General features: G+C 59.0%; 7 protein-coding genes and 1 pseudogene. 1 reads left to right on the forward strand and 7 read right to left on the reverse strand.

Going from position 1 to position 15,491, the window contains the following annotated elements; all coding sequences use genetic code 11:
- Positions 1–52: 52 nt before the first annotated feature.
- Positions 53–1,264, reverse strand: a complete 1,212-nt coding sequence (locus ACL2XQ_RS16105; RefSeq protein WP_410014522.1) for a multidrug effflux MFS transporter — start codon at positions 1,262–1,264, stop codon at positions 53–55.
- 645 nt (positions 1,265–1,909) lie between these two features.
- On the opposite strand from ACL2XQ_RS16105, the gene ACL2XQ_RS16110 reads away from it, so the two are divergent.
- Positions 1,910–2,218, forward strand: coding sequence for a hypothetical protein (locus ACL2XQ_RS16110; protein ID WP_413739430.1), 309 nt, complete (start codon positions 1,910–1,912; stop codon positions 2,216–2,218).
- A gap of 102 nt (positions 2,219–2,320) precedes the next feature.
- On the opposite strand, the gene pbpC is transcribed toward ACL2XQ_RS16110, so the two are convergent.
- From pbpC to ACL2XQ_RS16140, 6 genes and pseudogenes are all read right to left on the reverse strand, one after another.
- Entirely contained in the window at positions 2,321–4,687 is a 2,367-nt protein-coding gene (gene pbpC, locus ACL2XQ_RS16115; RefSeq protein ID WP_413739431.1) for a penicillin-binding protein 1C, read from the reverse strand.
- Positions 4,688–4,747: 60 nt separating this feature from the next.
- Positions 4,748–10,773, reverse strand: a pseudogene (locus ACL2XQ_RS16120) (alpha-2-macroglobulin family protein).
- Between the two features lie 105 nt (positions 10,774–10,878).
- The gene (locus ACL2XQ_RS16125) at positions 10,879–11,730 is read right to left on the reverse strand and encodes a PA4780 family RIO1-like protein kinase (protein ID WP_410014518.1); all 852 of its coding nucleotides are present in this window, start codon (positions 11,728–11,730) and stop codon (positions 10,879–10,881) included.
- 234 nt (positions 11,731–11,964) lie between these two features.
- Positions 11,965–13,410 carry a PTS N-acetylmuramic acid transporter subunit IIBC gene (murP, locus tag ACL2XQ_RS16130; RefSeq protein WP_413732511.1) on the reverse strand — a complete coding sequence of 482 codons (1,446 nt, stop codon included), beginning with the start codon at positions 13,408–13,410 and terminating at the stop codon, positions 11,965–11,967.
- A gap of 125 nt (positions 13,411–13,535) precedes the next feature.
- A complete protein-coding gene (locus ACL2XQ_RS16135; protein ID WP_413723464.1) occupies positions 13,536–14,333 on the reverse strand; it encodes an SDR family oxidoreductase in 798 nt (265 codons plus the stop codon).
- A gap of 76 nt (positions 14,334–14,409) precedes the next feature.
- A complete protein-coding gene (locus ACL2XQ_RS16140) occupies positions 14,410–15,486 on the reverse strand; it encodes an ABC transporter permease (RefSeq protein ID WP_410014516.1) in 1,077 nt (358 codons plus the stop codon).
- Positions 15,487–15,491: the final 5 nt, after the last annotated feature.

Consider the following 15,491-nt stretch of genomic DNA (forward strand, 5'->3'; position numbering starts at 1 on the left):
GCGCCATGGCAATACGCGCCCCACGCCTGCCTTGCGATTCTGCTGCGCGCTATCACGATAGTGCGCTTCCCGGGCTTTTCCGTATCACCATCAGGGCGCTGGCCGAGGTGAACAGCGCAATGATCCAGGCCATCGTCCAGGGCGTGCCGTCGCTCAGCCACGCCAGCAACAGGGATGAAATAATCCCGCTCCCGTACTGTAATGAACCCATTAATGCCGAGGCGGATCCCGCCATTCCCGGCACGTCATCCATTGCCGCGGCGGTAGACGTGGCGGCAATAACCCCGTTCATGGAAAAAAAGATAAACACGCTGATGACAATGAGCACGATACCGCCCACCTGCATTTTTGTCGCCAGCGCCAATATCACCGCGGCGGCGGCGGCAATCGAGGTGGCTATTTTCAGCAGCGTGTCCAGTTTGTGGCGCTGCACCAGCTTACGGTTGACGGCGCTGATGGCCATCAGGCCAATCACGTTTATGGCGAACAGCCAGCCATAATGCTGGGGATCAACCTGGTAATAACTGATATAGACAAACGGCGAACCGGTAATAAAGGCATACGCGGCAACATAATAGAAGGTCACGCACAGCGTATAGCGCATGAATGTCCTGTTCTTCAGCAAAGAAACATAATTAGCGAAAGCGCCAGCGAGTGAGGCGTTGATCCGCCGCGCCTGCGGCAGCGTTTCCGGCAGCCACCATAAGGAGATAAACATCAGCGTTCCTATAATGGCCAGTAACCAGAAAATGGCGTGCCAGGACGCCACCCTGATCATCTGTCCGCCGAGCAGCGGACCTGCTATGGGCGCGATGGCCATAATCATCATCAGCGTCGACAACATTTGCGCTGCGCGGGTGCGGGTAAATAAATCCCGGATCATCGCGCGCGCCAGCATCGGTCCAATACAGGCGCCCATCGCCTGGAATACCCGCCAGAAGACGATTTGAGTAATATCACGCGACATGGCGCAGCCTATGGACCCGAGGGTAAACAGCACCATCCCGATAAATAACGGCACCCGGCGCCCCAGGCGATCGCTTATTGGCCCCCAAATAAGCTGTGCTATGGTAAAGCCAATTAAAAAACCGGTGATGGTCAATTCCGCGCTCCCCCGAAGATCGGCTGACATGGCCGGCATCGCGGGTAAATAAATATCTGTCGACAACGAGGTGAATGCCATTAAAGCACTCAGGATGACGATAAATAACAGCCCGGTATTGTGACTTGTGGCGATAAGCACTCGTCTTTCTGTTTTCTTCATAATGTTCTTTTTAGCGTATACGGGAGGTGGCAGAAACCTCATCTTAGCCTTGAACCCTTCCCGGGTAACCTGATGAAAATATAATGTGGCTATGAGTCAGATTCATAAATGGCCGTTTTGGCGCCGAGGGCCGCCATTCGAGCGCTAGCGGCCGTCGCACCCCTGGCCGCCCTTGGCCGGTAAACGCGCCGTTTCAGGTTTACCGCGGTGTTGTTATAGCGCGTGACCCTGGGGACATAAATGATAACAAACGCAATTGCCGATATTCGCAACGGATATCACGCCGGGATAATTTTAAATCGGTTAATATATTAATTCTTTTTACCGCTTGAATTTTATGGTGTTTTTATTACTCTTTACTGAGAGTTTTCTCAAAGTAAAAAAATAACCGGATATGATAAAAGTGGCAATTGCACCTGCCCATTATGAACGGTAATTTGTAAGTGTATTGATAATGAATTAATCGGGAAAATATATCTCAACACTCAATTACGCGTGTTTATTCAGCGCTGAATTTATTGTAAGAATGGATTATTATTTTTTATTTACACATTAACGCAATGCAATAAAATTGACATCGCACGTTGCATCTGGACATATCGCTATTACGCGACATTTAATACACAGCTTATTCAGGTATCTGTTATGACAAAAACCACCCTTTCCATAATGTTGGCCGGTTTTATGCTGCTCGCTTCCGGGTGCGCCTATATTGCTAATTCGCCCGGCACCAAGCCTTCCGTGACGCCGCCAAAGCTGGTAAGCCCACCGGGGCAAAAGCAGTTTTGGAATAATGCTAAACTGTTCGGCCCCGTTCCGGAAATATACCAGAATGAGGGCGATAAAGAATGTGCCGCGCAGGGGAATGGCAAAGCCATCGGTTATCATCCCAATCCAAAAGATTATTATGGCAAGTATTTTGGCAAAAGGGGCTATCTGTGCGCGTTCCATTGACGCCGACCCAGGCCGGTATTCCGGGCCTTGCGGCATCGCGCGGCCCGGCGCGCCCATCTCAACAGCCAGGCCGTATGCTCACCCGCCGCGTGTTTTGCCGCCTTAATCGACAATCTCAATATTCACCAACCGGCTGTCGGCGCGTCCGCGATCGTCGATCGCCCGGATGCGGTAGCGCCCGCTGTTGATGGGCCGCCAATCAAGGGCCGTTTTGCTGGCGGAACTGCCGAGATAGATATCATCGGCAAACCAGTACACCCGGTTGCTGTCGGCATCCGTCACCGCATTAAACGAAATCCGGTCGCGCCCCGGCTGTGATTGCCTCAGGGTATAGGTCGTGTTCTTTAACGGCGACGTAATCCGCGGCGGATTACCGCTGACGTCCACGCCGCCATCCTGGCAGTGATTCGCCGGCGGTTTGCGCTTGGGCAGGCCGGCCTGGGCAAAGACGTTCGCCAGATCCGACGGCCAGAACTCAAACACCTCGGTGCGGGTCTTATCTTCATCGTAAGGCGGGCAGGCCACGTCGCCGGTCAGTTTATCCAGCCGCACCGGACGATACACCGTATCGACCTTGATTGGCGACTTGCCGGGAATAAACCAGGTTTTGCCTGTTTGCCGGCACCACGGCGTCGGTAAATCCCCGCTGGCGAGGCAGATATCGACCCGTTTCAGCTGCTTTGGAAAAGGCTGCTTCGGTTCCTGTAATGAGGGATAACTGGCGTTAATGCCGTCGATTATGTTGAAGAACAGCGGCGCGGCCGCTTGCGCGCCGACAAAGACATTATTGCCGGCGCCGTCGAAATTCCCTTCCCATACCACCAGGACGTAAGGGCCGAAAATCCCGACGCTCCACGCATCGCGAAAGCCCCAAGAGGTGCCGGTTTTCCAGTACACCGGTAACGATGCGGGTTGTTGAGCCAGCGTATCGCCGGGACGGCGGTGTTGGCGCAGCATGTCGAGGGTGATGAAGCTGGCTTGCGCGCTGAGTAACCTGACCGGGGCGGAACGCGGATCGGTTTTTTGCATCCGCAACGCTTGCAGCTCGCCGCGATTCGCCAGTAGCGCATACAGTTTTGCCAGTTCCTGCATCGTCACCTCGCCCCCGCCCAATACCAGCGCGAGGCCATAGTGGTTCTCGCTGTACATATCGGCAATGCCGGAGAGCCGCAGGAACTGATAAAACGACGGCTGCCGGAGCTGCGAAGCGACGAACACGGCGGGAATATTGCGGCTGAAGTTCAGGGCATCCGTCGCGGTGACCGGGCCGAGAAAGCGGCGGTCGAAATTCTCAGGGGCATAGGCGCCAAACGCCGAGGGCACATCCTTGAGGATAGTCATCGGATGCAGCACGCCCTGCTCCAAGCCCAGCGCATAAATAAAGGGTTTGAGCGCCGACCCCGGCGAGCGTTTGGCGTTGGTGCCATTCACCTGTCCCTGAATGCCGCGGTTGTAATAATCCGCCGACCCGGCCAGCGCGCGTATTCCCATATCGCGGGTATCCACCAGCAGCACGGCGGCATTATGGATGCCCCGGCGCTCGTTGCGGGTGATAAACGCGGTTACCTGCCGCTCGACGAGCCGCTGCAAGCCGGCGTCCAGCGTGGTGTCGATGCGGGTATCGGTGCCGATATACCGCTGGTTTTGCTGGCGCAGCTGCTCGATAAAATGCGGCGCGATAAACGGCAGCCGCTCGGGCTGGCGCAGCGCCAGCGGCAGCCTGAACAGCGCGCCCTGGCTGCCGTCGGTGGCGTAGTGCCGCTGCCAGCGCTGGAACAGCCGGTTGCGCGCCTGCGAGAGCAAGGCGCCCAGCACGCCGGCGCCGGCATCGATGCGATAACGCGGCGACTGCGGCAGCACCGCCAGCGTCAGCGCTTCCGGCAAGGTCAGATCTTGCGGCGCCTTGTCGAAATAAATCAGGCTGGCCGCCCCGATGCTCTCTATATTGCGGCCATAGGGGGCGCTGTTCAGGTAGGCTTCGAGAATATCGTGTTTGGAGTAACTCAGTTCCAGCTGCGCCGCGCGCAGGACCTGCATGATTTTGCCCGACGGCGCGCGGGTATTGAGATGCCAGCGCATGCGCGCCAGCTGCATGGTGATGGTCGAGCCGCCCTGCATTTTACCGCCCGCGACATAACTGCGCCAGAACCCCCGCGCCAGGCTGAACGGGTTGAAGCCGGGGTGGAGGTAAAACCAGCGGTCCTCATGCAGCAGCAGGCCTTTGACCGCCAGCGGGGAAACCCGCTCCAGCGGGGTCCATAAACGGTAGCGGTCGTCGCTGGCGAGGGCGATACGCATCAGCGTACCCTGCCGGTCATAGTAGACCGACGATAAAGGTTGCCCCCGGGAAAGCGGCGAATGAGGCCACAACCGGCATGCCAATACCAGCAGCGCCAGTAAAAAAACCGCCATGGCAATGTTTTGCAGCCGGCGTTGCAGGGCGGCGGATAACACGGGAAAGAGGTTCATCTCACTACCCAGGGCGGTTTACGCCCCGGTCCTCCATGGCGGGGCGCTGACCGCGGCATATTATTGTTTAGCCGCCGCGCCGACCAGCAGTTTTTGGCCGCCGACGGACAGCGCCTGGACGTCACGATCATACATGGCCTCGCCATAAGCCGGCGGGATGACAAAGCTGCCGGTGTTGGTGGCTTTGATCTGATAGACAAACTCCTGCGCAACGGGGCCGGCGCTGCCGTAAATAACGACACGATCTTCGCGGATATCGCTGTAATCCGGCGCCCAGGTGGACCCGGAGGCCGCCAGCGGCGATTGCCAGGACGGCGGCGCGTTGGCCTCGCCGTTCTCGTCGGCGTCCCCATCGCCCTGGCCGGACGCCGGTTCCGGCGGCGTTTGCTGCACCACTTCAAATCCGCCCGGCAGCAAATCGACAATCGCCAGATTGCTTTGCCCTTCTTTGGCGTTGGCGCGTATGTTCAGATGCACGCTTACCGTCTGTCCCAGCGTTACCCGGGTTACCGGCTTGCCCTGGTCATCGGTGTAACTGCGGGTGATTTCCAGGCCGCGCGCTATGGCTTTTTCCGGCGCGGCCAGATCGTAGCCGGCCTGCGTCACCACATACCAGGCCGGCGCGTCATGACCATTTTCAACGCGAATCGCTTGCGCATCGGCGGTAAAATCGCCTTTGGCCAGCCACCCCTGCATGCTGGAAATCAGCTTGGGCCCGACCTGTTTATCCGCGCTGATTTGCGTGATTTTCAGCGCGCCCGGTGCCGTGGCCTGTGCCGCCACCTGCGCGGAGTAACTCTCCAGCGCCAGAATACTCATCGCCGATGAATAGGTGGTGTAGCGCTCCTCCTTCAGCGCCCTGATCATATTTTCCAGCACCTGCGGCGGAATCGAGGACACTTTTTCCGGGAAGTGACGGGTGATGAGATACAGTCGCGTCGCGTCCTGTACCAACGGGTCGAAATAAGCCTGGGTCCACCAGGCTTTTCCATATGCGTTGCCCAGTTGCGTCCAGGTCGGCTGCAACAGCGCATTGGCTTCATCGTCCATTTTCAGCAGGCGATAAGCCGACGCCAGATACAGCGCGCCGAGGTCGGTTTTCCAGCTGTCGGGGTACCGCTGCTGTAAAGCGTCCTGTACCGACGCCAGCGAACTGGTGGTGATTTCCCCCTGCCGGGTCAGCAGATAGGACGCCCACGCGCGCAGGCGCAGAGTATACAAGTCGTCATGCTGGTTGGCGGCCAGCGCGCGCAGCGCCGCGTTCGCCTCGTCCAGCATACCGTCCGGCAAGGCATATCCCGCGTCTCTCGCTTCCAGCAGGGCTTGCACCACATACGGGGTTACGAACGGATCGGTTTCCGGCGACGAGCGCCACATGCCGATCGCGCCGCTGCCGTTTTGGCGCGAACGCAGCACCGCCAGCATGTTTTTCAACTGCTTACCGTTTTCCGCCTGGCTTTGATTGCCGTTGATTTCCGGGTGCGCGCCCGCGAGAATCAGCGGAATCGAGCGGCTGACGATCTGCTCGGAACAATAATACGGATAATCCGCCAGATATTGCGACAACCCGCTGGCCAGCACCAGCGGCGAATTGGAGACCGCCGCTTTACGCACCGCGTAAGCATCGAACATCCGGCGCAAACCGGCGATATCCTGGCTGCGGCCGCTCATGCGTCCCATGATGGACTGGGTGCGAAATGGCATGGCCGGACGCACCGAGATACTGAGCGTGCGGCGGCTGGCTTTGCCGGTACCGGCGTCATCCCGCACCTGGGCGTCAAACACCAGCGGCGCATCGCCCGGAACGGCATTGGCGCGCAGGCGGAAGCTGATGGCGCCTTCGTGTTTTTCGGCAAGCTGGAGGTCGCGATCCGCGCCGCCGACCACGCTCATCTGCGGCGGAACCGTGAGATGCACCGCAATCGCCGCAGTTTTGCCGTTCAGTCCTTCGAGGTTATTGCTGACGCCGACGCTGACATCAAATTCATCGCCCGGGGCCACCATCGCCGGGACATTCGGCGTCATGATGACGTTGTCGCGCACGACGGCCGAGGTTTGCGCTTTACCGATTTTATCCGGCGTTACGGAAATCGCCATTACGCGGATTTTGCCGTTGAAGTAATCCGGCACCTGATAATCAAATCGCTTCTCGCCGTTCACGTCGGTAATGCCGGACCAATACGCCACCGGCTTGTCGCGCTGACGTTTGAACGGATTGACGTTAAGATCCAGTCCTTCGCCGCCGTCACCGCCCGGCGCGGCCGCCAGTTGCATCAGCTTGCTGAACTCCGGCAGGATCAGGTCGAGGATTTGCGCGCTCTTAACGCCCAGCTCACGTTTGCTGAAGAAATACTCGAGCGGATCCTTCAGGCGATAACGCGCCACCTGCAAAATGCCCTCGTCGACGGCGAACAGCGCAACCTGCTGCGGGCCGTCGGTAGACACCGTCATCGCCAGGTTTTCGCCCGGTTTAATCACTGCCGGCACCGCGACACCGAGGCTGTTCTGACGCGCCTTGGTGCTGATTTTAAACGGCATGACGCCGTAGCTCAGCGGGCTCATAAAGATTTCATTGGAATTCACATCACGCACAAACTGCACGTTGATGTAGCCGTTACCCTCCATGCCCGCCGGAACGCGGATTTTCTGCACCGAACTGGTGGTATCGGTATGGAACCACTGCCAGCTGTAGACTTTGTCTTTTTCAATGGTTATCAGCCCGCTGCCGGTGTACGGCGCGTTAATCGACACCTCGATGTCCTCCCCCGCCGCGTATTCCGCCTGGTTCAGCTTCAGCGTCAGTTCCGCGTTGCGATCCAGGGCGCGGCTAAGGTTGGCGTTGCCGGCGACGCTATAGGCGATGCGGTTCAGCGCCTTGCCCCGCGCGTCTTCAATCACCAGCACAAAGTCGCCCGGCCGGCCGGTGGCAAGTTTGAGATCGGCGCCCTGCTCGGTCAGCGCCAGCGGCTGTTCAGACAGCCGCACTTCCTTCATTTTCGATTGATATTTATAGACGCCGGAATCCTGCCGGGTCAGCACGGAAATGTATTTCTGCTCGATCAGCGCGGCTTTCAACGCCGGCGGCGCGATCCGCCGGAGCGAAGGGTCGACGGCGATGATATTCAGATGACGGACGGCGTCACGATTGATGTAGCCCAAATCGCCGTCCGCCTTCACCCCGACCAGGTAATCGTACGGCGACACCAGAACGCGCGCCGTGGCCGCGACGGAACGGCCGCCGCCGGCCACAAAGGCTTCCGCTAGCAGTTGCAGTTGATAGGTCGCGTCGGCGTATGACGTTAGATCCAGCGGAATAGCCGCCGCGCCGTTTGCGTCGGTCTGGCGGTCCTCCAGCGCGGTCTCAAACCCATCGCTGTTCTGGCGATCTTCGTAGAACGCGTAGTCCGGGTATTGATCAAAGCTCGGATACATCGGGCGCAGCGTCAGTTTCGACGTGACGCGCCGATCCTGCGCCGGGGTCCCGAACAGGTTCTGCACATCGACATTGGCCCGCAGTTCCGAGGGTTTGACCCAGCCCTGCCGGCGATCCGGCGTCAGCTGTAGTTTCACTTGCAACTGATCCGGCTCGAACGCTTTCACGTTCACCGCGGTATGCCCCAGCAGCGTCGACGACGCGTCGTCTTTGCCGATCAGATACAGATAGACATTCCATTCGCCGGTCGGGGAATTATCGTCGGTGGTATAACTCAGCTCGTTGAAACCGCCGGCGCCCAGCGTCAGCGGAATGGTGCTCATCAGCTTGTCGCGCGGATCGTGGATTTCAGCGCGCACCGGCACGCCGGCCAAGCCGATGCCCCAGTCGGCGGCACGGGTAATCAGGCCGATATGAAAGGTCTCCCCCGGGCGATAAACGCCGCGATCGGAGAACAAATAGCTGTTCAGCGTACGCGGATCGGTCGGGGTTTCTTCCCCGTCGACGTCAAAGCGCGAGAAGTCGAGACCGCGGTCATTGTTGCTATCGGCCGGCAGGAAGGACACATCGCCCTCTTTTTCCACCAGAAACATGACCGGCGCGCGCTCGCTGGTGTAGACATCCAGCGCGGGAAAACGCACGTGGCCGTCGGCGCCGGTGGTCCGGCTCAGCAGCGTGACGCCGTTTTTGGCGATAACCGACACCTTGGCGTTGGCGACCGGCGTACCGCTATGAATCGACTGCACAAATACGTCGCGGGTTTTATCCTGCGCGCGCTTGGCGATAATGCCCAGATCGGTGACGACCACAAAGCGCGAATCCCCCGCCGCGGCCTCCTCTTCGTGCTGGTCATCGTCCTGGTACGGGTTGCCGTCGTCAGCGGCCGGCGTCGCCTGCTTTTTGTTGGGATCCCACTCCGTAAGCGTCAGCAGGAAGACGCCGCGATGCGAGCGCGGATCGGTGGAAAGATAACGGGAGAGATCAACGCCCTGATAATTTACCTCCCCCGGATGGCCGCTGTTCACCGCCGCCTGATAGGTAAAGCGCTCGGTAAAATACTCATCATTCAGGCGGTTGAAATCCGCCGATGAATACTGCCGGCTCTTGAACGACACAATGTGCTGTAGCTGGCTGGGAATCACCCGTTTGATATCGAGACGCAATCCCGGCACGTTACGCGCGGCTAAGCTGATTTGCCTGTCGCCGTTCACCGACAGCAGCGAGCCTTGCGACACAAATTGCAGGGATTTGGGATACTCCGGCACCGGTACGACACGGTAGACTTTTTCCGGCATTTTATAGCCGCCGGCAGAAACCAGAACGTTGTCGATTTCCACCAGCATGGCGCGGTGCGCCGGGGCATCGAAACGAAAGCTGAACTGCGGCTGGAACTCGTTTTCGGCGTCATTAAGCTGGACATCCACGGGCGAGGACTGCGCGAGCACGTTATTTTCAACGTTCCCGATCTCCCAGTTGGCGTAGTCATCCGGGCCGGCGGCGGCGTCTCGATCGTTTGGATTGTGCTGCGGCAGCAGCCAGACTTTCACCGCGCGGCGCAGGTCTTTATCCTTTACCGCATCGCTGAAGGCTAGAATCAACGCGCGCTGGCTGCTGGCGCCATCGGCATCAACGATCTGCGCGCTGGCCTCTTTAACCGCCAGGCTGTAGAGCGTCGGCACGGAAACCGTCGCGCCGCCGGGCTGCGCGGTGGCATTGGACGGCACCGCGGCTTTCACGCCCGCGCCGATGGCGATACGCACCGAACCGCCGTGATCCAGGGTTGCAGCGGTTCGGAGTGCACCCAGGCGTTGAGCTTTTTCTGGTCATAGACCACGGAATAACGCAGTTTCGACCCGGACTTGGCGTTACCTTCGAGCAGATCCAGGGCAATCCGTGTTTCGAAACTGGCGGCATCCACCGGCGCGTTGAACTGAACGTTAAAAATCGCGCTGCGTTTTTGCGCATCCTGCGGGTCCTGAAAATACTCGGCTTCGCCAAGCTGATAGCCGAACGCCGGCGCGCTGAAGGCGTACCGCCTGGTCGCCAGCGTGGTTTGCGGCGCGAGCAGGACGTCCGGGGTGAAATTCACTTCATATCCGGCGCCCATCGGCAGCGGATTTTTCGGCGTGAAGACTAACCTATGGTCGTTCACCCATCGCCACTCGCCGGCGACGGCCGGTTTGAGCGCAATGCCTTTTGCGACGACCTTGCCGACATCGCTCAGCGGCGCGGCGGCGTTGCTGAAATTGAAGATAGCCTGCTGCGGCGCGGCTTTTTGCGCCGCGTAATTCACCGCTTCCGGGCCGCTGACGCTGACGCTGGTTTGCTCAGGCACCATCGGCGCCGATTCGATGAGTTGCGGCCGGTTCAGCCACCAGTGCCAGCCGTAAACGGCCGCGCCCGCGGCGCACAGCAAGACCAGAATCGACAGGCTGACGGCGAGCGGGTGTCTATCCGCCCCGCGTTCCATATGCCCGACGCCGCGCTTGAGTCCACGGGACAGCGCCGTCCACCAGGCAGGGGCGCGCCAGTGGATATTGCCGACTAACGGTTTCATGATGCGGCCGAGCAGACCCAGGAGAAAAGTCAGCGCGCGCAACAGGCCCTTTATCAGTATAAAAGGCAGGCGCAGCAAGAATCTGAGTACATCCATTTGTAGCGATACTCCCCATCCCTATCAGTGTTACTGATACTTTAACTAAAGACAGGGGTAAAAAGTGATTTACGCAGAGTATTTTGGCGGCCGTTCACGTTGATTCTACAAATCGCGCTCTTTTTGTGCCCGCTGCCGGTCATAATATTCATATTCGGCGGCGATGATTTCATCAAGCAACGAATCGACGTCGGCTTTATGGGTATCTTCGGCGAACTGCCCGGTCAGGAGGGTTTCCGGGGTCAATTTACCGTCTTCATATAATGCCCAGATTTCCTTCGCATAGCGGGTTTCCAGCAACCGCGGCGCGAACCGTCCGTAGTATTCGGTCATATTATTTACATCGCGCCCGAACATCGCGGCGGCAAGATTGTTCGCCGCGGCATCGACGGCCTGGGGCAGATCGATAATCACCGGCCCGTCGGCATCCATCAGCACGTTAAATTCGGATAAATCCCCGTGGACGATACCCGCGCACAGCATCCGCACGATATTGCGGATCATGACGGCGAAATCGGCCACCGCCTCTTCTTCCGTCAGGATCACGTCGCTCAAACGCGGCGCGACCACGCCCTCGGCGTCGGTGATAAGCTCCATCAGCAGTACGCCGTCCAGGCAAATATAGGGCTGAGGTACGCGCACGCCGGCTTGCGCCAGGCGGAACAGCGCATTGACTTCCGCCGTCTGCCAGGAGTCTTCCTGCTGTTTGCGTCCGAACTTCGAGCCTTTTTGCATCGCGCGCGCGTTGCGGCTGTTACGGACTTTGCGCCCTTCCTGATATTGCACGGCCTGTTTAAAGCTGCGTTGCGTGGCTTCTTTGTAAACTTTGGCGCAACGAATCTCTTCACCGCATAACACGGTGTAAACGTCGGCCTCTTTGCCGCTGCGCAGGCGACGGACCACTGAGTCTATCAGACCGTCATCCACCAGCGGTTGGATTCTATTTGGAATTTTCATGCAGCCTTGTACCCTATTTCAGCGCTTGAGGGAATGACCGGCGCAATATTCTTGCGCAGCCCGATACCTTTTGCCGCACTGATTAGTAGCATTATCCATTATCTCTTTATGCCCAGATTGACGCCATTATGCCACATTATTTATCGATGCTGGGCGTTATGCGCGCATTCCCCCCACCTGCCGACAAATGTTTCGTCACAAAGCGCACATCGGCGGGACGCCGCGGCGGGGGAATTAACTCAAATCAACGTTTTTGCTGCCGCAGAGCCAGGTGATGATAAAGCCGGCGGCATAGGACACCAGCAGCCCGGCGCTATAGACCATCATCCCGGCATAGATGCCCTGCGCGGACGTCATCAGCGGGATGGTCAGGATACCGGAAGGACCAAAAACGGTATTGAGGCCGACCGGTAATCCCAGATAGGCGACGGCGCCCAGGAAGAACCCGCCGACGGCGCCGCCAAGACAGGCGGTGACAAAAGGTTTTACCCTGGGCAGCGTGACGCCGTAGATCAGGGGCTCGCCAACGCCGAGGATGCCCGGGATAATGGCGCCCTTGATCTGGGCGCGCAGCAGCGAACCCGTTTTCGCCCTGACGTACAGCGCCATTGCCGCCCCCACCTGTCCCCCGCCGGCCATGGCCAGGATTGGAAACAGCGAATTAAACCCCTGGGCATCCATCAGGGCGAAATAAACCGGGACAAAACCCTGGTGAATGCCGAACATCACCGCAAGCAGGAACAGGCCCGCCAGGACGGCGCTGCCGAACGGGTTGCCGTTCAGGTGCAGAAACAGCCATGACATGCCCTTATACAGCGCCCCGCCGGCCGGCATGATCACCACAAAGGTCACCGCCCCCATGATCAGCAGGGTGATGACGGGGGTCAGAATCATATCCAGATTATCGGGCATCACCCTGCGCACCCTGCGCTCGACCCAGGCGCCCATGATGGTGGCGATCAGCACGCCGATAATGCTGCCCCTGGGATCGATGGGCAGGCCAAAGAAGCTGTCGATACCGGAATAATACCCGACCCTGGCGTCCGGGACGTAGCCCAGGACAAACAGCGAGGCGATAATGGCGCCGTTCACTCCCGTGCCGCCAAACGCCTTTTGGGCGTTATGGCCTATCAGGATGCTCAAAAAAGCGAACAGGCCTTTACTGAATACTTTCATATAACCGATGATGCCGATAAGCCAGGCATTGGGCGACGCAACCCCGATAATCAGGCTTTGCTCCAGCAGGGTGGCGATCCCCAGCAGTAATCCGGCGGCGATAAAGCCGGGTATAAGCGGCGTGAAGATGGTGGCGAAGCGGGTGAAAAAGTGATGCAGGGCGCCGCTCTGGCGCGATTTGAGCTGCCTTTTATTCTGCGCGGCGATAGTGATGAGATCGCCTGCGCCCTCGTCGGCCTGCGGCTCCACGCGGCTTAGCGCAGCATTCATGATATCCGCCGCGGTTTGCGCCTTGCCGGGGCCGAGCACGATCTGTAACTGATCATCCCCCTCGATCACCCCCAGCACGCCGGCGATTTTTTTCAGCGCCGCGCCATCGACGCGCGCGCTGTCTTTCAACGTGAGCCGCAGCCGCGTCATGCAGTGGCCGCAAACCGCGATATTATTCCGGCCGCCGACCAGGGCCAGTATCTGTTCAATCATTGCTGTGTTGATTTTCGCCATGCGCATGGACACCTGTGCTGAAAGACCGCCCGGTTAACACCGGTGCCGGGCTTTAGCATCATGCCGCCGTCTGGTGATGCAATCAATTCACCTCATGAACATTTTTGTTCATGCCGCCGCCGCGGTCAGGACATGATCAGGCCGCCGTCGATATTAATGGTTTGCCCGGTCAGGTAGCGGGCGTCGTCGGAGGCTAAAAACGCCACCAATCCGGCGACGTCCGCCGGCTGCCCGGCCCGTTTCAATGGAATGCCGCGTACCCACTCCGCCATCAGTTCGCCTTTACCGTAGCGCTTTTGGTCGGTACTGAGGATTTCGCCCCAGACCCGGTCGTTATACTCCCACATCTCGCTTTCAATAATGCCGGGGCAAAACGCATTGACCGTAATATTATGCGGCGCCAGTTCATGGGCCAGGCTTTGGGTGATGCCGATGACCCCCATTTTGCTGGCGGCATAGTGCGGCGTATAGATAAACCCCTGCCGTCCCTGGCCGGAGGAGGTATTGATCAGGCTGCCGTACCGCTGTTTCACCATGATTTTCGCCGCCTCGCGGCAGCATAACCATACGCCGGTGGTATTTACTGCCAATATGCGCTCAAAATCGCTTTTCGGCATCGAATCAAAATAATCGATGGTGATGACGCCCGCGTTCTGGATGGACACCTCCACCGCGCCGAATTTCTCCAGCGCCTGCCGGTACAGATCCCGCACCTGCGCCTCGTCGGTCACGTCGACCCGCAACGGTAAAATGTCCGCGCCGTACTGTTGCCGCAGCCGATCGGCGGTGGCGAATATCCGTTCGGCGTCCGAGACCATCACCAGATTGGCGCCGTCGCGGGCGAAACGTTCGGCGATGCCGGCGCCGATGCCGCGACAGGCGCCGGTAATCACCACGGTTTTACCACTGAAATCTCGTTTCATCATGTTATCTCCACGTTGTTGGCGACGACATCCTCCGCGCGCCGGAATGGATCCGCGCGTTCAGCCGGCGCGGCGCTTAGCCATGGCTGGCCTCAGACATCGCCTGCTGCGCCGCCTGCTGCTTTTTTTCGTGGCGGCGCATCAGCGTGACCTTGCTTTGCAGCCGCTGCTGGAACTGATCGATTACCACGGCGGTGACGATCACCAGGCCCTTGATCACCATTTGCCAGAATTCGCTGACGCCCATCATCACCAGGCCGTCGGCAAGAAACACGATGACAAAAGCGCCGATAATGGAACCGAACACCCGCCCGCGTCCGCCGGATAGCGCCGTGCCGCCGAGCACCGTGGCGCCGATGGCGTCCATCTCGAACATGTTGCCGGTCATCGGATGGGCGGTTTGCAATTGCGAGGCCACCACCAGTCCCACCAGGGCGGCGCACAGGCCGGAGAAGGCATAGACGAAAATCTTCACTTTCACGATGGGCACGCCGGCCAGGCGCGCCGCCGGCTCGTTGCCGCCGATGGCGTAGATATAGCGTCCCAGCGGCGTTTTTTTAGTCAGGTACATGCCCAGCAATACGATGGCGATCATCAGCCAGATCGGGTTATACACACCCAGCAGGGTGCCGGAACCCAGCGTGGCGAAGCCGGTATTGCCCAGGGCCGCCAGGCCCGACAGGTTGGGAAAGGTTTTGCCGTCGGTGGTGAGCAGCGCCGCGCCACGCGCCACATACATCATGCCCAGGGTGCAGATAAAGGGCGCCACCCCCAGCCGGGTGATCACCACGCCGTTGATCGCGCCGATGACCGTACCGGCAAGCGCCACCACGATAATTGTCTCCACCACGTTTAAAAACAACAGGTTGTCGCCCCATAGCGGGATGCCGAGGGTGAGCAGCGCGCCGCCGATCATGCCGCACATCCCGGCCACCGCGCCGACCGACAGATCGATGCCGCCGGTGAGGATCACAAGCGTCATGCCCACCGCCAGCAGGCCGGTGATGGCGACATGCTGCGTCATAATCAGCAGGTTCGAGGTGGTGATAAAGTTCGGCACCATGGCGCTGAAAAAGCCGATGACGATTAGCAGGGCGATAAAGGTACGCGCCTTGAGCAAATACATATAAACGAGATATTTTCGGCTTTGCATAACCT

This window comes from Sodalis sp. RH14 (genome assembly GCF_047324285.1).
Lineage (GTDB): Bacteria > Pseudomonadota > Gammaproteobacteria > Enterobacterales > Enterobacteriaceae > Acerihabitans.

Coding starts and splice junctions, on each gene's coding strand:
- ACL2XQ_RS16110 (WP_413739430.1), top strand. CDS start 1,910: ATGACAAAAACCACCCTTTCCATAATGTTGGCCGGTTTTATGCTGCTC.
- ACL2XQ_RS16135 (WP_413723464.1), bottom strand. CDS start 14,333: ATGAAACGAGATTTCAGTGGTAAAACCGTGGTGATTACCGGCGCCTGT.
- ACL2XQ_RS16105 (WP_410014522.1), bottom strand. CDS start 1,264: ATGAAGAAAACAGAAAGACGAGTGCTTATCGCCACAAGTCACAATACC.
- ACL2XQ_RS16125 (WP_410014518.1), bottom strand. CDS start 11,730: ATGAAAATTCCAAATAGAATCCAACCGCTGGTGGATGACGGTCTGATA.
- ACL2XQ_RS16140 (WP_410014516.1), bottom strand. CDS start 15,486: ATGCAAAGCCGAAAATATCTCGTTTATATGTATTTGCTCAAGGCGCGT.
- pbpC (WP_413739431.1), bottom strand. CDS start 4,687: ATGAACCTCTTTCCCGTGTTATCCGCCGCCCTGCAACGCCGGCTGCAA.
- murP (WP_413732511.1), bottom strand. CDS start 13,410: ATGGCGAAAATCAACACAGCAATGATTGAACAGATACTGGCCCTGGTC.